This window comes from Burkholderia sp. PAMC 26561, from assembly GCF_001557535.2.
Classification (GTDB): domain Bacteria; phylum Pseudomonadota; class Gammaproteobacteria; order Burkholderiales; family Burkholderiaceae; genus Caballeronia.
This window is the reverse complement of the sequence record NZ_CP014306.1, coordinates 2,847,694-2,872,125: the sequence shown is the minus strand read 5'-3', so window position 1 is coordinate 2,872,125 and position 24,432 is coordinate 2,847,694. Positions and strand designations below refer to the sequence as shown.

18 protein-coding genes and 1 tRNA gene are annotated in these 24,432 nt (G+C 62.2%); 10 read left to right on the top strand and 9 right to left on the bottom strand.

The genetic code is table 11. The features are described 5' to 3' along the window. Nucleotides 1-65 precede the first annotated feature (65 nt). Complete coding sequence (gene purL, locus AXG89_RS13240; protein ID WP_062169912.1) at nt 66-4,124, bottom strand: phosphoribosylformylglycinamidine synthase; 4,059 nt, start codon at nt 4,122-4,124, stop codon at nt 66-68. Nucleotides 4,125-4,425: 301 nt separating this feature from the next. Between purL and AXG89_RS42125 the strand changes: the two genes are divergently transcribed. The 4 genes from AXG89_RS42125 (at nt 4,426) to pgi (ending at nt 9,392) form a co-directional block, all read left to right on the top strand. Next, nucleotides 4,426-4,581: a hypothetical protein gene (locus AXG89_RS42125; RefSeq protein ID WP_162916053.1), complete on the top strand. Its 156-nt coding sequence runs from the start codon at nt 4,426-4,428 to the stop codon at nt 4,579-4,581. A gap of 38 nt (nt 4,582-4,619) precedes the next feature. Then, the gene (locus AXG89_RS13235; protein ID WP_062169911.1) at nt 4,620-5,924 is read left to right on the top strand and encodes an FAD-dependent oxidoreductase; all 1,305 of its coding nucleotides are present in this window, start codon (nt 4,620-4,622) and stop codon (nt 5,922-5,924) included. Between the two features lie 120 nt (nt 5,925-6,044). Next, nucleotides 6,045-7,607: an NAD(P)H-hydrate dehydratase gene (locus AXG89_RS13230; protein ID WP_062169910.1), complete on the top strand. Its 1,563-nt coding sequence runs from the start codon at nt 6,045-6,047 to the stop codon at nt 7,605-7,607. Nucleotides 7,608-7,766: 159 nt separating this feature from the next. Then, the gene (gene pgi / locus AXG89_RS13225) at nt 7,767-9,392 is read left to right on the top strand and encodes a glucose-6-phosphate isomerase (RefSeq protein ID WP_062169909.1); all 1,626 of its coding nucleotides are present in this window, start codon (nt 7,767-7,769) and stop codon (nt 9,390-9,392) included. A 48-nt stretch (nt 9,393-9,440) separates the two neighbouring features. Here the strand turns inward: pgi and AXG89_RS13220 are convergent, their stop codons facing one another. After that, a complete protein-coding gene (locus AXG89_RS13220; RefSeq protein WP_062169908.1) occupies nt 9,441-10,142 on the bottom strand; it encodes an ABC transporter ATP-binding protein in 702 nt (233 codons plus the stop codon). Between AXG89_RS13220 and AXG89_RS13215 the strand changes: the two genes are divergently transcribed. Both AXG89_RS13215 and AXG89_RS13210 read left to right on the top strand, forming a co-directional pair. Further along, nucleotides 10,141-10,830, top strand: a complete 690-nt coding sequence (locus tag AXG89_RS13215; protein WP_062169907.1) for an arylesterase — start codon at nt 10,141-10,143, stop codon at nt 10,828-10,830. The genes AXG89_RS13220 and AXG89_RS13215 overlap by 2 nt on opposite strands. Before the next feature lie 165 nt (nt 10,831-10,995). Next, entirely contained in the window at nt 10,996-11,337 is a 342-nt protein-coding gene (locus tag AXG89_RS13210) for a hypothetical protein (protein WP_062000838.1), read from the top strand. A gap of 85 nt (nt 11,338-11,422) precedes the next feature. On the opposite strand, the gene AXG89_RS13205 is transcribed toward AXG89_RS13210, so the two are convergent. The 4 genes from AXG89_RS13205 to AXG89_RS13195 form a co-directional block, all read right to left on the bottom strand. Then, the gene (locus tag AXG89_RS13205) at nt 11,423-13,357 is read right to left on the bottom strand and encodes a SurA N-terminal domain-containing protein (protein WP_062169906.1); all 1,935 of its coding nucleotides are present in this window, start codon (nt 13,355-13,357) and stop codon (nt 11,423-11,425) included. 347 nt (nt 13,358-13,704) lie between these two features. Then, the gene (locus tag AXG89_RS42740; RefSeq protein ID WP_205583049.1) at nt 13,705-14,217 is read right to left on the bottom strand and encodes a hypothetical protein; all 513 of its coding nucleotides are present in this window, start codon (nt 14,215-14,217) and stop codon (nt 13,705-13,707) included. Next, nucleotides 14,214-15,086 (bottom strand): MFS transporter, encoded by an 873-nt coding sequence (locus tag AXG89_RS42735; protein WP_205583048.1) that lies wholly within the window; start codon nt 15,084-15,086, stop codon nt 14,214-14,216. The genes AXG89_RS42740 and AXG89_RS42735 overlap by 4 nt, the downstream gene beginning before the upstream one ends. A 116-nt stretch (nt 15,087-15,202) precedes the next feature. Then, nucleotides 15,203-16,087 (bottom strand): NAD(P)-dependent oxidoreductase, encoded by an 885-nt coding sequence (locus AXG89_RS13195; protein WP_062169905.1) that lies wholly within the window; start codon nt 16,085-16,087, stop codon nt 15,203-15,205. A 98-nt stretch (nt 16,088-16,185) separates the two neighbouring features. Here AXG89_RS13195 and AXG89_RS13190 point away from each other — a divergent pair, with 98 nt between their 5' ends. Both AXG89_RS13190 and AXG89_RS13185 read left to right on the top strand, forming a co-directional pair. Then, entirely contained in the window at nt 16,186-17,133 is a 948-nt protein-coding gene (locus AXG89_RS13190) for a 2-hydroxyacid dehydrogenase (protein WP_062169904.1), read from the top strand. Nucleotides 17,134-17,183: 50 nt separating this feature from the next. Further along, on the top strand, nt 17,184-18,977 hold the full coding sequence (locus AXG89_RS13185; RefSeq protein ID WP_062169903.1) for an IlvD/Edd family dehydratase: 1,794 nt from the start codon (nt 17,184-17,186) through the stop codon (nt 18,975-18,977). Between the two features lie 44 nt (nt 18,978-19,021). Here the strand turns inward: AXG89_RS13185 and AXG89_RS13180 are convergent, their stop codons facing one another. The 3 genes from AXG89_RS13180 to AXG89_RS13170 form a co-directional block, all read right to left on the bottom strand. Beyond that, nucleotides 19,022-20,122, bottom strand: a complete 1,101-nt coding sequence (locus AXG89_RS13180; protein WP_075357747.1) for a LacI family DNA-binding transcriptional regulator — start codon at nt 20,120-20,122, stop codon at nt 19,022-19,024. 163 nt (nt 20,123-20,285) lie between these two features. Beyond that, a tRNA-Asp gene (locus AXG89_RS13175) sits at nt 20,286-20,362 on the bottom strand. 168 nt (nt 20,363-20,530) lie between these two features. Next, nucleotides 20,531-21,823 (bottom strand): MFS transporter, encoded by a 1,293-nt coding sequence (locus tag AXG89_RS13170; protein ID WP_062169902.1) that lies wholly within the window; start codon nt 21,821-21,823, stop codon nt 20,531-20,533. 477 nt (nt 21,824-22,300) lie between these two features. On the opposite strand from AXG89_RS13170, the gene AXG89_RS13160 reads away from it, so the two are divergent. Then, nucleotides 22,301-23,242: a glycosyltransferase family 9 protein gene (locus tag AXG89_RS13160; protein ID WP_236873338.1), complete on the top strand. Its 942-nt coding sequence runs from the start codon at nt 22,301-22,303 to the stop codon at nt 23,240-23,242. A 224-nt stretch (nt 23,243-23,466) separates the two neighbouring features. Beyond that, the gene (locus AXG89_RS13155; RefSeq protein ID WP_062169900.1) at nt 23,467-24,423 is read left to right on the top strand and encodes a hypothetical protein; all 957 of its coding nucleotides are present in this window, start codon (nt 23,467-23,469) and stop codon (nt 24,421-24,423) included. The last annotated feature ends 9 nt before the right edge of the window (nt 24,424-24,432 follow it).

Below are 24,432 nucleotides of genomic sequence, written 5' to 3'. Positions count from 1 at the left end.
GCTTTAGTGCAGACGTAAAAAAAGCCGCTCGATGATCTTCGAGCGGCTTTTTTTCGTACTGCGCCTTAACCCACCCAGCGCCGGGCGTTCTGGAACACACGCAGCCACGGGCTGGCATCGGCGGTCCAGTCGTTTGGCGTCCAACTCATCTGCACATTCCTGTGCACGCGCTCCATGTGCGGCATCAGCACCGTAAAGCGTCCGTCCGGTGTGGTCACCGACGTAATGCCCTCCGGCGACCCGTTCGGATTGAACGGATACCGCTCGGTCGCGGCACCCTGGTTATCGACAAAGCGCATTGCGACCAGGGCGTTCGACTTGTCGCCCTGCTGCGAGAAATCTGCAAAGCCTTCACCGTGCGCAACGGCGACCGGAAGCCGCGAATCTTCCATTCCGGCAAAGAAGATCGACGGCGAACTCTGCACTTCAACCGATGAAAGCCGCGCCTCGAACTGCTCCGATTTGTTGCGTGTGAACTTGGGCCATGCGTCGGCGCCAGGAATCATCGATGCAAGGCTGCTCATCATCTGGCAACCATTGCAGATGCCCAGCGCAAAGGTATCCGTGCGGCCGAAGAACTCGGCGAACATGTCGGCGAGACGCGGATTGAACCGGATCGTCTTGGCCCAGCCTTCGCCTGCACCCAGCACGTCGCCGTACGAGAACCCGCCGCACGCAACCGCACCCGCGAAGTCTGCCAGCGTGACTCGCCCTTCCAGCAAATCGCTCATGTGAACGTCATGGGTGTCGAACCCTGAACGATCGAACGCGTAAGCTGTTTCCAGATGCGAATTCACGCCCTGCTCGCGCAGGATCGCGACACGCGGACGCGTACCCTTGCCAACGAACGGAGCCGAGACATCCTGCGCCGGATCGAAGGTGAGAACCGGCGAAATGCCCGGATCGTTGGCGTCGAGCAACGCGTCGTACTCGGCGTCGGCGCACGCGGGGTTGTCGCGCAACCGTGCAATGCGCCAGCTCACTTCGCTCCACGCGCGCTGTAATTCATGGCGCGGCGCATCGAAGACCTTCTTCGCGTCACGATAGATCTCGATGACGTCACGATCGTTCGGCTTGCCGATGACTTCCGAACACGCAGACAGTCCATGTTCGCGCAACGCGGCCAGCACGGCATCGCGCTCTGACAGACGGACCTGGATCACCGCACCCAGTTCCTCGGAGAACAACGCACGAATGGTGCGGTCCTCACGACGTCCACTGGTCTGCTTCGCCCAGTCCTTGGCATCGCCGTAATCGGATTCGTGGGTCGGATCGAGGATCAGCATGTCCACGTTCATCGATACACCCACGTGTCCCGCGAATGCCATTTCGCACACGGTCGCCCACAGGCCGCCATCGGAACGATCGTGATACGCAAGCAATTTGCCCGCCGCGTTCAGCGATTGAATGACGTTGAAGAAACGCTTGAGGTCCTCGGCGTCATCGACGTCAGGTACAGCGTCGCCAATCTGCTGCGTGACCTGCGCCAAAATGCTCCCGCCAAGGCGGTTCTTGCCGCGGCCGAGGTCGATGGAAATCAGCACGGTATCCGTGCCACGCTGCAATTGCGGCGTGAGCTGGCGGCGCACGTCTTCGACCGGCGCGAACGCCGAGATGATCAGCGACACCGGCGACACGACTTCCTTCGCCACGCCCGTTGCGTCCTGCCACTTGGTGCGCATCGACAGCGAATCCTTGCCCACCGGAATGCTGATACCCAGCGCCGGGCACAACTCCATGCCGATGGCCTTCACCGTGTCGAACAACGCTGCGTCTTCGCCTGGACTGCCGCATGCGGCCATCCAGTTGGCGGAGAGCTTCAGCTTGTTCAACGATTCGATGGGCGCCGAAGCAATGTTCGTCACAGCTTCGCCGACGGCCATGCGGCCCGACGCGGGCGCGTTGATCACGGCCAAAGGCGTACGCTCGGCGATGGTCATCGCCTCGCCGCGGAAGCCGGCGTAATCCATGGTCGTGATTGCGCAATCGGCGACGGGCACTTGCCACGGGCCGACCATCTGGTCACGCGCCGTCGTGCCGCCCACCGACCGGTCGCCGATGGTGATCAAGAACGACTTGCTGGCGACTGTCGGGTGCTTCAACACGCTCACCGCGACCTCCGACAACACCAGGCCGGTTACATCGACGGGTTCGAACGCCAGCGCTTCGCGCTTGACATCGCGATGCATCTTGGGCGTCTTGCCGAGCAGGACTTCCATGGGCATGTCGACGGGTTCGAGCGCCTGATCGGCGTTCTTCTCGTCGTCGATCAGCTTGAGCTGGCGCTCTTCTGTCGCAACACCCACGACAGCGACCGGACAACGTTCACGCGTACAGATGGCTTCGAAGGCCGGCAGGCTTTCCGGCGCGATTGCCAGGACGTAACGCTCCTGCGCTTCGTTCGACCAGATCTCGCGCGGCGACAAGCCCGACTCTTCCAGTTGCACACGGCGCAATTCGAAACGCGCGCCCTTGTCGGCGCCATCGACCAGTTCGGGGAATGCATTCGATAACCCGCCCGCGCCCACATCGTGGATGCTCAGGATCGGGTTCTGCGCGCCCAACTGCCAGCACGCATTGATGACTTCCTGCGCACGCCGCTGGATTTCCGGGTTGCCGCGCTGGACGGAATCGAAGTCGAGTTGCGCGGTGTTCGCGCCGGTCGCCATCGAACTCGCGGCGCCCCCGCCCATGCCGATCCGCATGCCCGGGCCGCCGATCTGGATCAGCAACGATCCCGCCGGCAGATCCATCTTGTGCGTATGCTGGTCCGAGATATTGCCGATACCGCCCGCGATCATGATCGGCTTGTGATAACCGCGCACGCGCCCTGCGGCGTTCTGTTCATATGCGCGGAAATAGCCGCCCAGATTGGGCCGGCCGAATTCGTTGTTGAACGCGGCCGCGCCGATGGGGCCGTCGATCATGATCTGCAACGGCGAAGCAATCCGCTCCGGCCGTCCATACGGTTCGTTATTGTCCGAGGGGTTGCGCTGCGGCACCGGCACGGCGCTGTCGCGGGCGTTTTCCCATGGCTGGCGTGCATCGGGCAGATCGAGGTTGGAGACCGTGAAGCCCGCCAGACCCGCTTTGGGGCGCGCGCCGCGGCCGGTCGCACCTTCGTCGCGGATCTCGCCGCCCGAACCCGTTGCAGCGCCTGCAAACGGCGAAATGGCGGTCGGATGGTTATGCGTCTCGACCTTCATCAGCGTGTGCGTGAGTTCGGTGTGACGCCCGTAATGCTCGCTCGATCCGCGCGGGAACCAGCGCTCGGCCGTGCCGCCTTCCATGATCGCCGAGTTGTCCGAATACGCGACGACGGTGCCGGCGTGATTGAGCTTCTCGGTGTTGCGGATCATGTTGAACAGCGAGATGTCCTGCGGCTCGCCGTCGATGGTCCACTGACCGTTGAAAATCTTGTGGCGGCAATGCTCGCTGTTGGCCTGCGCGAACATCATCAATTCGACGTCCGTGGGATTGCGCTGCAAGTGCTTGAATGAATCGACCAGGTAGTCGATTTCATCGTCGGCGAGCGCGAGGCCCAGTTCCATGTTCGCCGTTTCCAGCGCGCTGCGGCCGTGGCCGAGGATATCGACGGCTTGCAGCGGTTGAGCCGGCAGTTCATCGAACAGATGCACGGCGTGATCGCGCGATGGCGCTACGCTTTCGGTCATGCGGTCGTGCAGCGCGGCGGCCACTTCGGTGCGCGCCTGTTCGGACAAGGCCTTCTTGCCGCCGATGCCCGTGCCGAGCAAGCCGCTTCTCAGCAGGACCGTGTACTCGACACCGCGCTCGATCCGGCGAATCTGCGTCAGCCCGCAATGATGCGCAATGTCGGTGGCCTTGCTGGCCCACGGCGACACTGTTCCGAAACGCGGCACGACCATGAAGGTTTCTTGCGCGCCGCGCTCGCTGCCGGCATCGAACGGTGTTCCGTAATGCATCAGCGCGTGGATGCGGTTGCTGTCTTCGTCGGAGAGCGGTTCGACCGAGTTCACAAAATGCAGGAACTGGCCGCGCACGCCGACAATATTCGGGTCGATGCGCGTCAGTGTTTCGAGCAGGCGGGTTTGACGGAAATCAGAGAGGGCCGAAGCGCCGGGGAAACACGAGAAGTGGGCCATTGTCACGGTGCTGAGAAGACGTCGGGACGAAAGACGTCGGAGCCGCTTGCGGGATTGCCGCAATTGGCGATGGGAAGACCCGGATTATAACCCGGAAGTGTCTCGAAAACGCCCTCGCGGCCATGCGTGAAACGGCGGGAACGGCCCGCGGCAATCTCTCAAAGACGACGCGATACTTTTTGACCGTCCCCGGCGATGCACGCCCGAAGCCTCGATGCGCCCGGCTGATCGGCCGCACAGAGCGCGTTTGGCCGTTTCACCCCGCCCCGCGGCGTCCCGGCCGGGCGCGTTTGGCGCTATCATGGCGCGCTTTCCCAACCCGGCGCACCGGTTACCCGTGCAGCAAAGCGGTATCAATGCGCCGGCTCGCCTCTCTTACGAGATTTCCGGCGGTCCGGGCGCCACGCCCGGGTCGAGTGGTCCGGACGCCCGCGCTCATGCGGCCGCCGGCTCGTGAACCAGTCAAGGTCTTGCGCCTTCGGGCGAAAACGAATCATGGATGTCATTGTCATCGGTGGCGGAATCGGCGGCATCGCCACCGCGTATCAGTTGCGTGCGGCCGGGCACCGCGTCTGCGTGGTCGAGCGCCATGCCACCGTCGCGCAAGGCGCGACCTATGGTCACGGCGGCGCCATCCTGCCCTCACCGCTCGACGTCTGGTTCGGGCCGACTTTCATGCAAACGCGCCGTGCTGCGAAAACGGGTGTCGTGTTCAAACCCGGCTTCGATTCGGAAACACGCGAATTCGCCAAGAAGCTCACGGAATTTCACGATCCGCACCGCTTTGCCACTCAATACGGCGCATTGCGGCCGCTGGTCGACAGTTCCCGCGATGCCATCGCGGAAATCGAGGCTGAATTCCCGCTCGACTTTGAACAGCGTACCGGCGTGTTGCACGTGTTCCGGCACGAGCGCGATCTGGAACTGACAGATGCGGCAATCAAGCTGATGCAAAGTTTCGAAACGCCGCACCGGCTGCTCACCGCGCAGGAATGCGTCACCGCGGAGCCATCCATACCGGAAGATCCGCCGCTTGCCGGCGGTGTGCTGCTGCCTGACGCGCGCACGGCCAACTGCCCGTTGTTCACCAAGCTGCTCAAGCAAGTGCTTGAGGACGACGGCGTCCAGTTCCGGCTGGGCCGCGAGGTGACCGCCATTCGCGTCGAGGCTCAACGCGCCGCGGTCGAACTGGCGCCGCTTAGCGGCGCACTGGATGGCAAAGGCGGCAGATCTCGCGAAGTGGAGCTGATCGGCGCCGATGCCATCGTCGTGGCGGCCGGCACCGGGACGCCGGCGTTGCTGGCCACGCTGGGAATCTCGTTGCCCCTGCATCCTCTTCGACTGCACACGCTGACCGCTCCGATAGCTTACGAAGAGCGCGCGCCCCACCTGACGATCGTGGATTCCGTGAAACGCATCGCGATGACGCGAATCAACCAGCGCATGCGCGTGACCGGCGGCGCGGTATTGCAAAGCATCGCCAAGGCCAGCAAGCCGATGAGCGAAAGCCTGACCCATCGCGCGCTTGCGCTGCTTGGCCAGGCAACGCACGACTGGATTCCGGGCGCAGCGAAAGTATCCGCCGCACGGGCCTGGGACGGGATTCGGCTGATATCGCCGGACGGACTGCCCGTGGTGAGCGCAACGTCGCACGCGCGGTTGTTCGTCAACACGGCGCATGGTCCGGCGGGCTGGGGTATTGCGTGCGGAGCCGCCAGACTGATCGCGGCGCTTGTCTCGCATGAGGAACCCGACGTGCCTGAACGAACACTCAGGGCGTTGAGGATCGACCGGTTCTGATGCCGCGCGCCGCGTTGCGGGCGACGTATTGAACGCACGCGGGACACCCGCAGATGGCCGCTCCGGTCATTTGGGCGCAATAATTGCGGCGGGTTCAAGCTCCTATTTCACGCCGCCGCCATGACCGACTCCGCTTCCAATTCCCTGACTTCGCCGTATGCCGAGCCAGGCGACCGCGCAATCGCCCTTCTCACGCTCGATGAACTCAGAACGCTCGAACACCGCGCCGCGGCGGCTCTTCCGCCCAATACGCTGATGGCGCGCGCTGGCGCGGCCGCGGCGCAATTCATCGTCGATAGCGGTTCGCAGCGGCCTGTCTGGATCGTCGCCGGTCCGGGCAACAATGGCGGCGATGCGCTGGTGATGGCGGCGCGCCTCAAGCAGGCGGGTGTGGAAGTGCAGGTTTGCATGCCCGTAGAAGTCAAACCCGGCGATGCCCGCTGGGCGCTCAACGAAGCGCGTCAGGCCGGCGTCGAGATCACGGCAGACGTGCCCGCTTCCTTCGATGACTTCGGCTGGCTCGCCGACGGCATGTTCGGCATCGGCCTTGGACGGCCGCTCGAGGGCGTCTTCGCGGAGGTCGCGGCGCGATTGTCGAAGCGTTCGAAGTCTTCCGGCAACGTGCTCGCACTCGATATTGCAAGCGGCCTGTCAAGCGACACGGGCGAGCCCGTCAGCCGCAGCAACGACGGCCGCGCTCAGGCCGTGCGCGCGACGCACACGATTACGTTCATCGGCGGGAAGCCGGGGCTTTTCACCGGCGACGGACGCGATCTGTCGGGCAAGGTTTATATCGCCGATCTGGGCATCGGGCCGCTTGCGCAACCGTCCGTGGTGCTGAACGCACCGTCGCTGTTCGGCCCGCATCTTCCCCCGCGCGACTTCGCGACCAACAAAGGCACGTTCGGCACGCTGGCTGTCATTGGCGGAGACACCGGCATGTGCGGCGCGCCCATTCTCGCCGCGCGCATGGCGTTGTACAGCGGCGCGGGCAAGGTGAACGTGGCGTTCATCGGCACGGACTCGCCGCCCTACGATCCGCCGCATCCGGAACTCATGCTGCATCACATCGACCAGTTTTCTCTCGACAAGATGGACGCGCTGGCGGTCGGTTGCGGCATGGGCCAGAGCGATCGTGCGAAGAAGGTGCTGACAGACGTGCTCGCGCTCGATGTCGCAAAACTCTTCGATGCCGACGCGCTCAACCTGATTTCATCCGATGAAAACCTTGCCGGCAAGGTCGCCGAACGCGGCACCCGCGGCGATCTGTGCGTGCTCACGCCGCATCCGCTGGAAGCGGCCCGGCTTTTGGGATCGGATGTAAAGAAGGTGCAGGCCGACCGGATTGCGGCGGCGCGCCAACTGGCCGCGCGATATACCGCGGTCACCGTGCTGAAGGGAACGGGCACGATCGTCGCCTCGCCCGATGGACGTGTATCGGTGAATCCGACGGGCAACGCCGCGCTGGCGACCGGCGGCACCGGCGACGTGCTGGGCGGACTGATAGGCGCGTTGCTCGCGCAGCGTTTGCCCGCGTACGAAGCGGCGCTTGCAGGCGTCTATCTGCACGGGCTTGCCGCCGAGACGCTGACCGGCGAGGGACAAGGTCCCGCGGGCCTGACGGCGGGCGAACTCGCTCCCAAGGTTCGCGCGCTGATCAACCGCCTGTTCTACCCGACGTAACTAAACACGGCATGCCGGCAGCACGCCTTTACGCTCAAGCAAGCAATCGTTCATCCATCGTGGCTATACTTGTTGTCTCGCGTTAGGCGGTCGATGTGAAACCTGTCCGGCCGCGCGTGATGATCAACACTTTCCGCCACCTTCTAAAAACGGACCGTTATGACGCTCAATTCGCTTCCTGCCTGGCCGGCGCTCCAGGCGCATTACGATGCCATCCGTGACGAGCGCCTGCGCGACTGGTTCGCGCCGCAAAACGACACCCAACCGTCCCGCGCCGAGCGCCTGACGTTCGACGGCGGCGGCATCTCCGTCGATTTCTCGAAGAACCGCATCACCGAAGCCACGCTCAAGCTGCTCGTGGAGCTCGCCGGGCAGGCGAAGGTCGCAGCGAAGCGCGACGCGGTATTCGCGGGCGACATCGTCAACGTCACGGAACATCGCGCAGTGCTGCACACGGCGTTGCGAGCGACCGACGACAACTCGCCCTTCCAGAAGGAAATCCGCGCTGAAAAAGCCAAGATGGCCGCGTTCGCGAACAAGGTTCGCGACGGCTCGTGGACGGGCTACACCGGCAAGCGCATTCGCCACGTGGTGAACATAGGCATTGGCGGTTCGGACCTTGGCCCGAAGATGGTCGTGCACGCGCTGCAGCACCTCGCGCTGCCGGAGATCAAGACGGAATTTGTCTCCAACGTCGATGGCGCCGATATCTACAACGTGCTCAAGGACATCAATGCCGAAGAGACGCTGGCCATCGTGGTATCGAAGACGTTCACTACGCTCGAAACCATGACCAATGCGCGTTCCATGCGCGACTGGTTCGTGAAGAGCGGCTGCCCGGAAGACGCGTTGTCGAAGCACTTCGTGGGTGTATCGGCGAATCCGGAGGAAGTGGTCAAGTTCGGTATCGCGCGCGAAAACGTCTTCGAGATGTGGGACTGGGTCGGCGGCCGTTATTCGCTGTGGTCGGCTGTCGGCTTGTCGATCGTGATCTCGGTCGGGCCTGAAAACTTCGAGAAACTGCTGGCCGGCGCGCATGCCATGGACGAGCATTTCCGGACCGCGCCGTTCGAGCGCAACCTGCCTGTCCTGATGGGCATGATCGGGATCTGGTATCGCGATTTCTTCGAGTCGCAAAGCGTGATGGTCGCGCCATACTCGCAAGCCATGCGGTATCTCTCGTCGTATCTCCAGCAGCTCGAGATGGAGAGCAACGGCAAGTCGGCGCGGCTCGACGGCACCATGGTCGATTACCCGACCGCCGCCGTGATCTGGGGCGAACCCGGCACCAACGGCCAGCACGCGTTCTATCAGATGCTGCATCAGGGCCCGACGCTGATTCCGGTCGACTTCATCGCGGTATTGAAGCCGGAGCATCCGCTCATCGATCATCACGCCAAGCTGCTTGCGAATTGCTTCGCGCAAAGTGAAGCGCTGATGCTCGGACGTACGCTTGAAGAAGCGAAGAAGGTTGCGGGCGAAGGCAAGGAAGAACTCGCGACGCATTTGAGCTTCCCGGGCAATCGTCCGACGACCACGATCATCCTCGATTCACTCACGCCGGAAACGCTCGGCGCCGTGATCGCGCTGTACGAGCACAAGGTGCTGGTACAGGGCGCGGTCTGGGACATCAATTCGTTCGATCAGTGGGGCGTGGAACTGGGCAAGATTCTCGGCAAGGTCGTTGAAGCCGATATCACCAGTTCGAAGTCCGATCCGTCCAAGCACGATTCGTCGACGTCGGCGCTGATCGCGCGGGCGCAAGCCGCACTGAAGAGCATCTAAGCGGCGTGGGGCGTTCCGGTCACTTGAGACTGGTACGCCCTTCGTTTTTTATACGCTCAAACTGTTCACGATTCGCCCGGCTTCGATTGTCACCGTCGCATCGCAGCGCTCGGCGAGTTCGGTATCGTGCGTGACGAGGATCAGCGTTGCGCCGTTGCGCCGGTTCATCTCGAACATCAGGTCGATGATCGCGTAACCCGTCGCGGCGTCCAGGCTGCCCGTGGGTTCATCGGCGAAAAGGATGGCTGGATGCGTGACAAACGCACGCGCCAGCGCCACGCGTTGTTGTTCGCCACCTGACAAAAGCTTCGGATAGTGCGCGGTCCGCTGACCCAATCCAACTTGTTCGAGGAGGTCGCGCGCACGCGACGTGATGTCCTTGTGCGGCACGCCGCCACGCAACTCCAGCGGCAACATCACGTTTTCCAGCGCGGTCAGATGCGGCATCAACTGAAACGACTGGAACACGAATCCGACCGACCCGCTGCGCAATGCCGCGCGTTCATCTTCATTGAGCGCGCCAAGGTCACGGCCGAGCAAGCGAACCGACCCGCTGCTCGCGCTGTCCAATCCTGCGAGCAGCCCAAGCAAAGTAGACTTACCCGAGCCCGATGCGCCGACTATGGCGACGCTGCTGCCTTTTTCTATCGACAGGTCGATCTGATCGAGGATGATCAATTCACCCGTCGCGTCCTTTACCCGCTTGCTTAAACCCCGTACTTCAATGACTGGTTCGATATTGTTTGGCATGGAGAGACTTAAGGTGAACTGGACACCACGCGCCACACTGGCGCTGCTGGCGATGGTCGGATACGCGGCCACGGCGCCGGCACAAGCGGCCGATGCGTTGGCCCATACCGCAATGGCCGCGCCCGCGGCGCCGGCCATTGTGGTGCTGGGTGACAGCATATCGGCGGAATACGGTCTGCCGCGCGATACAGGATGGGTCAACCTGATGCGGCAGAAGCTGACGCAAGAGCGCTTCGATTATAGCGTCGCCAATTCAAGCATCAGCGGCGACACGACCAGCGGCGGCCTCGCCCGCCTGCCCGCCGCACTCAACCGGATCAAGCCGAAGGTGGTGATCGTGGAACTGGGCGCCAACGACGCGTTACGCGGCGTCCCGCTAGCCACCACCGAAACCAACCTGCGCACGATCATCGAGAAATCGCAGGCGGTCCATGCGAAGGTTTTACTCGTCGGCATGTACGTTCCGCCTAACTATGGCCCGGACTACTCGCAAAAATTCCACGCCGTGTACGAAAAGTTATCGAAGGAGAAACAGGTGCCGCTCGTCCCGTTCCTTCTTGCAGGCATGGAGAACAAGCCTGAAATGTTCCAGGCAGACCAAATTCATCCGACCCCTCAGGCCCAGCCTTTGCTATTAAATAACGTCTGGCCAGTTTTGAGACCTTTGCTGGGCACGCCATCGAAATGATGGGGATTTAGCCGTTTTTGAAGCGATTCACGTTTAAACCCCGTCACGCGTTGCCCAGCCGGCTTTCAGCCATGCGCGAAGAAAGGCCACGATTCAGCATCAAGACTTTCGCGTAACCCTGAAAAAACCCCGGCTCCGCTTGTGAGCGCATTGAAAGGAGGTAACGTGAAATATTTACCAATTCTCGCTATGACCGTCGCGATCTCGGCTTGCGCCGCTCAACCGCCCGCTAACGTCAGCCAGGTCGGCACGAGCCAGCAACCGCCCAAGGTGGTCGCACAATGTATCGCGCAGAAATGGGCCGATAAATCACAGCAGCAAGTGGTGTCGCAAGACACGCTCGCGAACGACATGGCAGCCGATGTCTACGTTCCGGGTCAGCAACCGCCGAACGGCGCCGCCGCCGTCGTGCGTCCCAACTATTCGGGCCCGGGTTCGTGGGTCGGCTTCCGTGCCGCTGGCGCGGGCGGCAGCGACGCCACTGGCGATATCCAGGCCTGCCTGTAAGCAGGTTTTAGCGATAAAAAAAGCCCCGCTGGTTTTGGCCAGCGGGGCTTTTGTTTGTGTTGCGTACGCGTAAGTACGCTTCAGTTTATTGCGGCTGCTCTGCCGGCGCGTTGGTGGCCGGTGCATTGATCTTCACCTTGGAGCGCGCCTTCAATGCGTCGAGATACGATTCCATCTCGGCCTGGGCATAAACCTGCGCGACCTGCTGCTGCGCACCCGTCAGGCGGTCTGCGGCAACCGGCTCCGGCTTCTCGATCCCGTCCACACGGTAGATCGCGTAACCATCGGCGCCAAGATCGACGCCTACGTACGTTGGCAGCTTCGACGAATCCGCCTTGAAGATCGCGGCGAGCGCTGCGGGCGGCACGCCTTGCGCGTCGTTACGCGATACCTTTGCCACCGATGAGAACCCTGTCGTCGAGTTTGATTTCTGCACGTCGGCAAGCTTCGCCGCGCCGTCCTTGCGCGCCATCTCCGCGGCTTGCTCTGCGACGACCTTGGTGCGCACTGCGTCCTTGATCGTGTCGAGCGCGGGGACGGCCGCCGGCTTGTAGTCCGTCACACGCGCTGCGACCAGCGTGCTGTTGCCGATATCGATAGCCTGCGTGTTGTTGCGCTCCTTCACCGCGTCCGAAGCAAAGATGGCGTTCAGGACCTTCGGGTTGTTCAGCGGGCTGTCGGCCGGCAGCTTCGGGTCGGGCTTCGGTCCGACCGTCGCGGTCTGGATCTGCAGCTTGTATTTATCTGCGGCAGGTTGCAGCGTCTTCGATTTTTCGTAGACGAGCGACGTGAAACCTTCGGCTTCATCGGCGAGATTTTTCGCGGCTTGCGTCGCGGTGACGTCACGCGTGATCTGGTCCTTCACTTCGTCGAACGACTGGGTGGCGGACGGCTTGACGTCGGTTGCCTGGATGATGTGGTAACCGAAATCCGTCTGCACCACGCCGCTGATTTCGCCCTTCTTCAGGCCGAACGCGGCGTCGTCGAATGCCTTGCCGCCCGCGATCATGCCGTGCGAGAAGTACCCGAGGTCACCGCCCTTCGATGCCGAACCCGGGTCCTGCGATTCCTTCTGCGCGATCTGCGCGAACTGGTCCGGATGCGCCTTCACTTGCGCGAGCAACGCGTCGGCTTGCGCCTTCGCCTTGGCCTTGTCGGCTGCGCTCGCGTCTTTCGGCGCGGTGATCAGGATGTGGCTCGCGCGCACTTCGGCCTGCGTCTTGAAGCGCGCGATGTTGTCGTCGTAGTACTTCCTGAGATCGGCGTCCGTGGGTTTGATCGCGGTCGCCAAGGTCGCCGGCGACATCACCAGGTACTGGATGTTCGCGGATTCCGGCGTCGTGAACTCGGCGCTGTGCGCGTCGTAGTAAGACTTGAGTTGCGCGTCGGTCGGCTGGACCTTCGCGGCGTAATCGGCGGTGCGCAAAGCAAGGCCCTGCACGTCACGACGCTGCTCGGCGATCTCGGTCAGGCTCTGCGCCAGTGTCTTCGACGTGAACGCGGTCGACTGGATGCTCGAAGGAAGCTGATCGGCAGCCAGGCCATAACGCACGCGCTCGTCGTATTGCTCGGGCGTGATGCCCTGCATGGCGAGCAGTTGCTTGTACTGGTCCAGATCGATCGAACCATCGGGCTTGCGCAACGATGCAATCGTCGGGTCGGCCAGGAGCGCGCGGCGCACGGCCTGATCCGATGCGGTCAGGTGCAGGCGCTGGGTTTCATCGGCGAGAACGCGCTGTTGAACGAGGCTGTCGATCAGCGAAGCGCGCATTTGCGGCGTTTCGAACATCTTCGGGTCGAACTGCGCACCGAGCATCTGGCGCGCGCGATCGACTTGTTGACGCATCGCGCCGTCGTACTCGACACGCGTGATCTTGTGGCCGTTGACGCTGGCGACGTTTGCGTTTTCGTCGAAGAAACTGCTGAAACCCTGGACACCCACGATACCCAATCCCGGCACGACGATCAGGATCAACAGGGCCATCATCAGGCGTTGGTGGTTACGGAAAAAGTCGAGCATGCGTGACGATTCTGCCTAATACGAAACGCCCGATGTTACAGCAGCGGGCAATAAAAAAGGCGAACCGGAGTTCGCCTTTCTCGTGAATTCGGCCGGTGTGGACGAGGTGCGACCTCCTGCCGGTGAGCCTTATCAGTCAAGGCGTTGCACGATTCGACGAACCGCGGTGCACCTTGAAAGTACGCTCGGTCAACGAACGGGCACTCTGTAAAGCGCGCGAAGTATAACATCCGCGCCCTTCTTGCCCCCCCTTCTTGCTCCCCTTCCGGCCCCCTCCGCGGACTCGATAAACGTGCCGCTGAAACCGGATCCGCAACAATGATCCGGGCACGTTTTGCGCGGCGAAATCAGTGCACGGCGTCATCGAGCAAGGTCAGGTCGCGCCGGCGGGTTTCCGTCGACAAGGACACGCCAATCAGCGTGATCGCCGACAACACTGCCATGTAGACGCCCATGACCCAGAACGCACCGTCCGATAACCCGATCAGGTAGATGCCGAGCAAGGGCGCGAGTCCGCCCGACAGCACCGCGCCCAGTTCGCGTGCGAGCGCCACGCCCGAATACCGGTAGCGGTTGCCGAAGAGTTCCGAGAAGTGAGCGCATTGCGCGCCAAGCATGCTGTTCGCGCCGAGCGCGAGGCCGCCGAACATCGCAATGTCGACCCACAGCGGTTTGCCCGTGCTCACCATGTACCAGGACGGCACCGACCAGAGCAGCATGAAGATCGCGCCGCCGCGATACACCGCAATACGCCCGATCCGATCCGACAATGCGCCGAACATCGGCGTGGTGATGACGCTGGCCATGCTCGCGATCAGCGCGCCTGTCGTGCCGATCGAACTCAGCGCGGACGGCTTCATACCCAGCTTCGCGGCGACCGTGCCGCCCAGGAACGCAATGACGACTGTGGTGTAGATCGTCGTCCGCCCTGCTCGGCAAAACGCATCAGCGTGGCGGCGAGTACGGGACGGCGGGCGTGGGTGATGACGGTTTTCATCGGCGACTTGATGACGGCTTGCGCGCCTTCGAGGCTCAGGAACGTCGGACTCTCACGCAAGCGCAACCGGATCCATACCGCAACGCCGATCAGCACTACGCTCGATACAAACGGAATGCGCCACGCCCAATCAAGTATGGCCTGCTCACCCAGCACGTGTTGCATGATGCTGAACGTGCCCGTCGCGAGACCCAGCCCGGCGAAGATGCCGACGAACGGCAGCGCCGCGAAGAAGCCGCGTTGTTTGACGGGCGCGACCTCCGCCATGAGCGTCGATGCCCCCGCTTGCTCGGCGCCCGCGCCGAAACCTTGCACGAGCCGCAATACGACGAGCGATACCGCGCCGATCGTGCCGCTCGGCAACAGTCCGATCAGCATGGTCGATGTCCCCATGATCGCGATGGTCACGAGCAACACGAACTTGCGCCCCTTCCTGTCGCCGATGGAACCAAAGAACAGGCCGCCGAACGGCCGCGCGAGGAAGCCCGCACCATAGGTGCCGAAACTCGCCAGCAGGCCGGCTTTCGCACCGAGCGCCGGAAAAAAGATATGACTGAAAACCAGCGCCGACGCGAGTCCGAAGATCGCAAAGTCGTAATACTCGAGGGCGCTTCCGACCGCGCCCGTGAGGATTGCACGCCGCAATTGCTGTGGTGAAACCGGCGCCTTGGTTGGCGTACCGGCGAGCGACGCCGAAGGTAGTTCGGGTATTGGGGGGTGCTGCAGATCCATTTGCGTCTCCTTTGCAAATCGGTTTGCCGGTTGATTGAATCCCGGCTATTTCTTTATGTATGTATTGTCCGCTTCGGATTGGTTAGGGCTGCGGACGTATCGAATGAAACGGTTGTTCATGCTGTCTGATCGCCGATGATCTTCACGACTCCGCTGTGATCGATATCGCCGTGATGCGCGATGAGAGACGTGAAAAGCTGCGCGCTGAGTTGGGTGTACGGCATCGACGCGCCCACGTCCTGTGCCGCACGCAACGCGTTTTGAAGATCCTTGAGTTGCGAGCTCGACCGGCCACTGACCTCGAAGTTTTTGTCGACCATGCGGCGGCCGTGGATGCGCAGGATGGTGCTGTCGGCGTAACCGCCCGCGAGCGCTTCGATCAGCATCGCGGGGTTCGCACCGCCCTTCGCAACCAGCGACAACGCCTCGGCCACCACGCCAATGGTCGTGCCCACGATCATCTGATTCGCGAGCTTGGCGAGTTGCCCCGTGCCGTGAGCGCCCATCAACACAGGCCGCCCCATGCAACGCAGCACGGGCGATACACGATCGAAGACCTCTGCATCGCCGCCGCACATGATTGCAAGCGTCGCGTTTTCCGCGCCACTCGTGCCGCCTGATACGGGGGCATCGATATGTCGAACACCTCGCGCGGCAAGCAGACGCGCATGCGTGATCGCCTGGTCGGGACGGATCGAGCTCATGTCGATAACTACCGCATCGGCACTCAACGCCTGCGCCGCGCCTTGATCGAACAGAACATCGTGCACGGTCTCGCCGTTTGCAAGCATCGTAATCACGATGTCGGCATTGCGAACCGCTTCAGCCGGCGAGTCCGCAACGTCCGCGCCATCCGCACGCAAGCGCTCGGCTTTGTCCCGGGTACGGTTCCAGGCGGTTAGCCCGTAGCCCGCCCTGAGCAGCACGCGTGCTTGCCGCTCTCCCATCAAGCCGATCCCAAGAAAAGCAATCTTCTCCGGCCGGTCCTTTGAATTCGTCATCGTCTCGCTACCTTGAAGTCACCCACTGCTGGACATGCGTTTCATCGTGAGGTATGGTTACCGGTAACCATTAAACGAATCTAACATGAGGAGATGGCATGCACAAGACGGATTTACTGGTAGTCGTCCGGTATCCGGAGCGTGATATGGCGGAACTCGAACGTCATTTCTCGCTGCACGTCCTGTCGGATTGCGCCAATCGGGGTGCATTGCTCGCTGAAGTCGGTTCCCGCATTCGCGCGCTCGCCACCAACGGCGAAGCCGGCGCAAGCGCCGAGTTGATCGAGGCGTTGCCGGCGCTCGAGATCATCGTGTCGTACGGCGTCGGAGTCGATGCGATCGATCTCGCACACGCAGCAAAACGCGGCATTCGCGTGACCAATACGCCCGATGTGCTGACTGGCGATGTCGCCGACATGGGCATCGGCCTGATGCTTTCGATTGCGCGCCAGATCCCGGCGAACGATCGCCTCGTGCGCGACGCTCAATGGGGCAAGGCCGCAATTCCGCTCGCCACGCGCATGTTCGGCAAGCGCCTTGGCGTTCTCGGACTCGGCCGTGTAGGACGCGCACTGGCGAAGCGGGCCGCTGCGTTCGACATGTCCATTGCGTATCACGATCGCGTCCAGTTCGACGATGTCGGCTACACGTATTGCGACAGCGCCGTGGCCCTGGCGCGCGAATCGGATTTCCTCGTGATCTGTGCGGCGGCGGACAAGCAGAGCCAGGGATCGGTAAGCCGCGATGTGTTCGACGCGCTCGGACCCGATGGCATTCTGGTGAACATCGCGCGTGGAAGTATTGTCGACGAACCCGTGTTGCTCGAATATCTGAACGAACGCCGTATTCGCGGCGCCGCGCTGGATGTATTCTGGAACGAGCCTTCAATCGATCCGCGTTTTTTCACGCTGGACAACGTCGTGCTGCAGCCGCACCGCTCCAGCGCAACCGTCGAAACGCGCAGTGCGATGGCGCAACTGGTGCGTGAGAACTTGAGGGCGTTCTTCAGTGGCGCGCCGCTCGTGACCGAGTTTTCCACGCGTTGAACCTAGAACGAATCACTGACTCCCCATACAAATAAAACGGACAGACAAGCATGTCGAATCAATCGAACACCCCGCAAAACCGTCTTCGCAGCCGCCGCTGGTTCGATGATCCCTCCGACCCCGGCATGACCGCGCTGTATCTCGAGCGCTATATGAACTATGGCATCACGCGCGAAGAGCTGCAGTCGGGCAAGCCGATCATCGGTATCGCGCAGACGGGTTCCGATCTCGCGCCGTGCAATCGTCATCACATCGAACTCGCCACCCGCGTGCGCGATGGCATCCGCGACGCCGGCGGCATTCCGCTCGAATTTCCGGTGCATCCGATCCAGGAAACCGGCAAGCGTCCGACCGCCGCGCTCGATCGCAACCTCGCTTATCTCGGGCTCGTGGAGATCCTGCACGGCTATCCCATCGATGGCGTCGTGCTTACCACCGGCTGCGATAAAACCACGCCCGCATGCCTGATGGCTGCGGCCACGGTCAACATTCCGGCGATCGTCCTGTCCGGCGGCCCGATGCTCGACGGCTGGTATCACGGCAAGCTCGCAGGCTCCGGCACGGTGATCTGGGACGCGCGCAAACGGCTGTCGGCGGGTGAGATCGACTATCCGGGATTCATGGATATGGTGGCGTCGTCGGCGCCGTCGGTCGGGCATTGCAACACCATGGGCACCGCGCTTTCCATGAACTCGCTCGCCGAAGCGCTCGGCATGTCGCTGCCCGGCTGCGCGGCGATCCCGGGTCCGCATCGCGAGCGTGGCTGGATGGCTTATGCGACCGGCAAGCGGATCGTGGAGATGGTCGCCGAAAACCTGCGGCCTTCGGACATCATGACCAAGGGCGCTTTCGAGAACGCGGTCGTCGCGGCGGCGGCGCTCGGCGCGTCATCGAATTGTCCGATCCACATGATCGCGATTGCGCGGCACATGGGTATCGACCATACGCTGGAAGACTGGCAGCGGCTTGGGCCCGAGGTGCCGCTGCTGGTCGATTGCCAGCCGGCGGGACGGTTCCTGGGCGAAGCGTTTCATCGCGCGGGCGGCGTGCCGGCGGTGATGAAAGAACTGTTCGATGCCGGCCGTCTCGACGCCTCCGTGCGTACCGTGACCGGCAAGACGCTGGGCGAAGATCTGGCCACGGTCCCCGTGCCTGACCGCGAGGTCATCCGTGCCTATGAAAACCCGTTGAAGGAATCGGCGGGTTACGTGGTGCTCTCGGGCAACCTCTTCGACAGCGCCGTGATGAAGGTCAGCGTGATCGACGAAGCCTTCCGCAAGCGCTTTCTCGCCGATCCCGATCATCCCGACGTGTTCGAAGGGAAGGTCGTCGTGTTCGAAGGTCCGGAGGACTATCACGCGCGTATTGAAGACCCGGCAATGGGTGTCGATGAACGTTCGATCCTCGTCATCCGCAATTGCGGGCCAGTCGGCTTCCCTGGGGGCGCCGAAGTGGTGAACATGCAGCCGCCGGCAGCGTTACTCAAGCGCGGTATCGACACACTGCCAACGCTCGGCGATGGTCGTCAGAGCGGGACATCGGCGAGCCCTTCGATTCTCAATGTCTCGCCGGAAGCAGCCGTTGGCGGTGGCCTTGCATTGCTCGTATCGGGTGACAGGATTCGCATCGATTTGAAGACGCGCAAGGTCGACCTGATGATCCCCGAGGCCGAACTCGCGCAGCGTCGTGCGGCATGGAAGCCGCCCGTACTTAAGAACATGACGCCGTGGGAAGAGATCTACAGAAGCATGGTCGGGCAGCAAGGCAGCGGCGCATGCCTGGAGCCGGCGACGTTGTATCTCAACATTGTCGAAACGCGGGGCGAGTCGCGGCATAACCACTAAGACAACCACTAAGCGCCCAGCTTCGTGCATGCCACGCGGGAGCACTAGGTGCTCTCGCGCGGCACGACTTCGTAGTGAATTTCGATGACGGGTGGAGACGGCTTGCGCCTGGTCGCAGCGGTCGTTTTCACGCCGCGCGTCTTGTCGAGCTTTTCATCGCCTTCCACTTCGTCCAGTGCCGTGAGCAAGGACTCGCCGGTGGCGCGGCCAATCCCATAGGCATCGACTGAAACGGTCGTGATGGTCGGATAGCAATGCCGCGAAACCTCGAAGTCCCCGAAGCCCGCAATCGCGATATCCCCCGGGACCGCCAACCCCAGCCGATGACACGCCATCACCGCTCCAAACGCGTGGATGTCGCTTGCGCACATGACGGCGTCGGTGTCGGGCCAGCGTTCGAGCAACTGCTGCAACGCGGCCGCACCATGCGCCATTGCAACGCCGTGCGCCATGGTCGTCGTCCATGCGCTTTTGGTGATGTCGCGCGGTTCGCAACCGGCCGCCCTCACCTCCTTCAGATACCCGCGACGCCGATCGATACCGCGGCTATCCAGCTTCGACGCGCTGCTCACGAACGCGATGCGCTTATAGCCGCGTTCGTAGAGATGGCGCACCATCGCGCGCGATGCATCGACATTCGAGAAGCCCACGACCCGGTCGATAGGATCGACCGGCATGTCCCATGTTTCGATCACCGGAATGCGCGCCCGGGCAAGCAGCGAATGCGTCTCTTCGGTGTGATGGCTGCCCGTCAGCACGATGCAGCGCGGCTGATAACGCAGCATGGCGCGCACGAGCTCTTCCTCGCGCGGCAATTCGTAGTCGGTGTTGGCCAGCAGCAATTGCATGCCGGCCGGTTCGATCACGTCGTTGATGCCACGCACGGTATCGGAAAAATTCGAACTCGACAGCGACGGCACGAGCACCGCTACAAACGATGATTTCCCTGACGACAAGGCACCCGCCGCCGCGTCCGCCACATACCCCAGTTCGTTGACCACGTTGAGCACGCGTTCGCGGGTGGCGGCGGCCACCGGCCTGCCGGCGAGCACGCGCGATACGGTCATCTTGGAGACCCCGGCAATGCGCGCTACATCGGCCATGCGAGGCGGCGCGGAAGTCGGAGGCGTGTGGTCGTCGGGCATCGTGCTTAAGTCATTAACGGGGTTCGTTAATGATACTGGATGACGATTCGCTGCAAATCGCGATGCGTCCACTAAGTTGCCGACCCATGGGAAAACTGAAAAGCAAAAAGCCCGCTGCGTGCGGGCTATGAAGTTTGCTTTGATGCTGCGTGAACCACGATATTGGCGGAGCGGACGGGACTCGAACCCGCGACCCCCGGCGTGACAGGCCGGTATTCTAACCAACTGAACTACCACTCCATTTTGTGCTGCTTACCGCTTGATTCGAATCGGAAAACGACATGCCGAAGAGTTGAACGACACCTCTGCCAGCCTTGCGCCACAACCGTTTCAATCAATCGGGGACGAAGTATATAACGAAATTTCCGGCGGCGCGAAGATTTTTATATCGGGATAGAAATGAGCGTTTCAGTGGCCGCCGGCACCTTGCGTGGCTGCGAGATCCTGCGGCGGGTCATCGGGTAAATGCAACGGCTCGACCTTCCCCACGATCACCAGATAACTGAACGCGCCAAGCACGCAGAAACCGCCAGCAACGACAAGCGGCACAGTGAACGAGCCCTTGGTGAGCTGCACCATGAAACCGGTGAAGGTGGTAATGACGATGCCCGCGAGATTCGAGGCAAAGTTCTGTATGCCGCCAATCGATGCGACATGATCCGGCGTTGGCGCGACATCGCCGGGCAGCGACCAGATGCTTGCCGCTGCAAACGCCAGGCTTCCATAAGCGATGCCGAACGATGCTAGCATCAATGCCGTGCTCGTGGTGAACGCGGACACCGTGATCACCGACGACAACAACATGCCGCCGACCATGCAGGTCTTGCGCGCCTTGGTGAGGCTCCAGCCGCGCTTGTACAGGCCATCGGAGACAATGCCGCCGAGCCAGCCGCCCGGGATCGATATCAGCGCGGGAATCATGCCGAGCGTGCCAAGCGACTTCAACGAGAACCCGCGTGTCTGAACGAGATAACTCGGGAACCATGTGATGAAGAAGTAGATCACGAAGTTCAGGCAGAAGAAGCCGAGCATCATGCCCCACAGTGTCCGATGCCTGAAGAGCGACAACCAGGTGATCTTCTTGCCCGTTGCTTTTGGTTGAACCACGGGTTCCGCGCCTTCTTCGCCTGTCAGGTCACCGCGCGAGGGATTGCGATAGAGGACGAACCAGCCCAGCACCCACACGATTCCGAGCGCGCCTGTTGCGATGAACGACGCTTCCCAGCCGAAGCTGCTGATGATCAGCGCCACCACCGGAATGGAGAGCGCCGAGCCGACACGCGAACCGCTATCGAAGATGCTGGTTGCAAACGCGCGCTGCGCGGGCTTGAACCATTGCGCGACGAGTTTCACGCACGCCGGATAAGCGCCCGCCTCGCCCACGCCGAGCATCAGCCGGCAGCCGAACATGCCCGCTACGCTCGTGGCCGCCGCGGTCAGTGCGGTGAATACGGACCACCATCCCACTGCGAGCGGCAAAGCAATACGTCCGCCGATCTTGTCGACGAACCAGCCGAACGGCATCTGCATGAAAGCGTAGGTCCAGAAAAATCCGCTCAGCACGAGCCCCATTTGCGCGGGACCAATATTGAGGGCCTTCTCTATCTGCGGCGCTGCGACCGCCAGATTTGCACGATCGATGTAGTTGATCGCGATAGCAAGGAAGCAAAGAAATACAACCATCCAACGCATCTTGCGCATGCTTTTGTCTCCTCCTGTATGCCAGGTAATTTTTTGTCAGCTAGCCGTCACATGCTACCTGTTAAGCGCGTTCGTTTGCACAGATGGCTGCAGGCTTAAGGGTGTTCACCGATACACGTCTTACAACCCGAAAGCCCTGATGCATATCCTTCACCGCGAACCGGCTCCGGTTTCAGCGTTGCCACCAACCCGAGTAGTGTGAGTGACTCGCGAAAGTCGTGATTTTCATCGAACAATATTGGTTGATTTGCTGGCTTTTGGCATTGGTCCGGCGCTCACCCGTGAGCAATTTCTCAATGGCGCTTATCATGTTGGTCCGGCCGGGATCAAAACGCGTTCAATGCGTGCAATCGAACCGCCCTCTCAGCTCAACCTTGCATCCAGGCATTCAGGCAGCGTGAACACTCTTACAAGCGAAACCCGATGGCTTTAACGCCGTTACGTGGCCTTCTGCCCTTTCGGCGCGTGGCATTCTCCATGTCGAACGCGATCGGCGATTCGCTCGTCTGCATGGTGATCGTGCAGAACCTGATCAGGAATGGCATCGACGTAACTGTGTTCGGCGCGCCAGCCCATGCACTGCGCGCGTGGTTTCCGGATGCGCGGATCTTGCCGCTGCCGCACGTCAGCAAGATCAAGGAAACATTCGCCCAGTTCGAAGCCGTATTTCAGATGCAGCCCGAGCAGCCGCTGCCAACGCTTGCCGACATGCATGATCGCGTGATTACGCTGCACGACGTGGAGTATGGAAACAGGCAAGGCTCCATGGCCGAGCGATTCATGCATTACTGCCGCGACGAGCTCGGCATCAGCGGCGCGACATCGCACAACGGCATGACAGCGCTCAAGGGGCTCGTGCACAGGCGCCATGCAAACCGCGTCATCATCCATCCGGAAGCCAGCACCGGCGACAAGCGCTGGTTGCCGGCCCGATTCATGAAAGTCGCATCGCAACTGAAAGCACGCGGTCTGGAAGTCGTGTTCATCCTGGCGCCTCACGAACGGGAACGCTGGCGGGACCTGCGCCAGCAAGGTATCGCCGCGCCCAGGATCCACGACCTGAGCGAGCTCGCGGGCTACGTGTATGAGTCAGGCTGGTTTATCGGCAACGATTCCGGCATCGGGCATCTTGCGTCGAATCTCGGCATTCCGTCTGTGAGTGTGTTCCGGCGCAGGAATGTGTCGGAAAAATGGCGGCCGGCCTGGGGTAATGTCGAAGTGGTGCTGCCGTGGCAATGGGTGCCGAGCGCATTCCTGAAGAACAAATGGTGGCGTCATACGCTGACCTGCGCCCGCGTGCTCGCTGGATTCGACAGGATCGTGCGCCGGCAGACGCTTGGGGTGCATCGTGTGGAGGAGGTGGAAAGGCACGAGTCGCGGGCGAGCGTCGCGCAACTGGAGGTCGAGACGCTTCGATAATTTGTCTTACGATCGACGCGACGAAATTTCAAAAGTCCGGTCGATTCCTACATGAGGCTGCCGGTCCTTGCGTGGCCCTTCCGACGGGACGCCCGCCTGCGAGCGATGTGTGCGCCTGAGCACACTCGGCATTGATCCTGCTTCAGGCGAACGTTCGCCGTCCGCCGCAAACCGTTACTATCTGTTTCGAGCGATTTGCTTTTGTCTTCTGATGCGACCCGACCGTGCCCAACACAGACCCTTCCGACTACTGCCTGACGTGCGGTAATCCGCTGCCCTCGTCCGATACCGCCTGCACGCGCTGCAACGGCGTGTCCGCAAGCGGCGCGACAATCGAGCCGCATTTGTCCGACACGGCCGCCGCAGGAACAGCCGTCCTGAGCGCCGCCGATGAAGCCACCCTCCCTGACCGCTTCGCGCAAAAGCGCGCCTCGATGGACTCGGCCTACCCAAGCGTCGAAGAGCCTGAACTGTATGAGGAAGGCGCACCGGTCGCGACGGGAAGCGGGTCCGGCCGTGCACTCAGGCGCGCGGGGATTGGCGCGGCCCTCGTCGCGCTGCTGGCCGGCGGTTTGTACCTTGCCTTCGGCCCGACTCCCGGGCGTGGCGACTCGGAACTGACAGAAGCTGTCGCGCAGGACAGCATTCCGCACCTTGCGCCCGACCGGCTTATCGACGCGCCTTTCAGCACCAAGGCCGCGTCGCTCGATCTGGCAGGCACCGTCGATGCCGCCAGGCTCTCCATGGTGCGTGGCGAATTGCGCGACGCCCGCACGCGCCTTTCGATGCTGCCAGCGAGTGAAAGCAAACGCGGCGACGTCCGTCAGATCACGAACGAGTTGATCCAGCGCGAACTTGCGCGGGACGCGGCGATGGGTCTTGCACGCGCATGCGAAAAAGCCGGCGATACACCGTGCGTGCTTCGAGCCGCGGGCGATGCTTTGGCCAGCGACGTCTCGGATTCGGAAGCGCGCGACATGCTGCTGCGCGCGGTGGCACAAACCGGTACGCCTGCCGGCGAACCCGCGATCATCGCGCCTGCAGCAGGTGTCAGCGTGACTGCGAGCCGGCGCGCGGACACGGCGAGATTGATTGCACGCAGACGTGCTACCGAGCGGCTCACCTTCCGCCGCGAAACCCAGTCGTTCGCCAACATCAGCGACATCTACTCGAAGCCTTAAGGACATCGC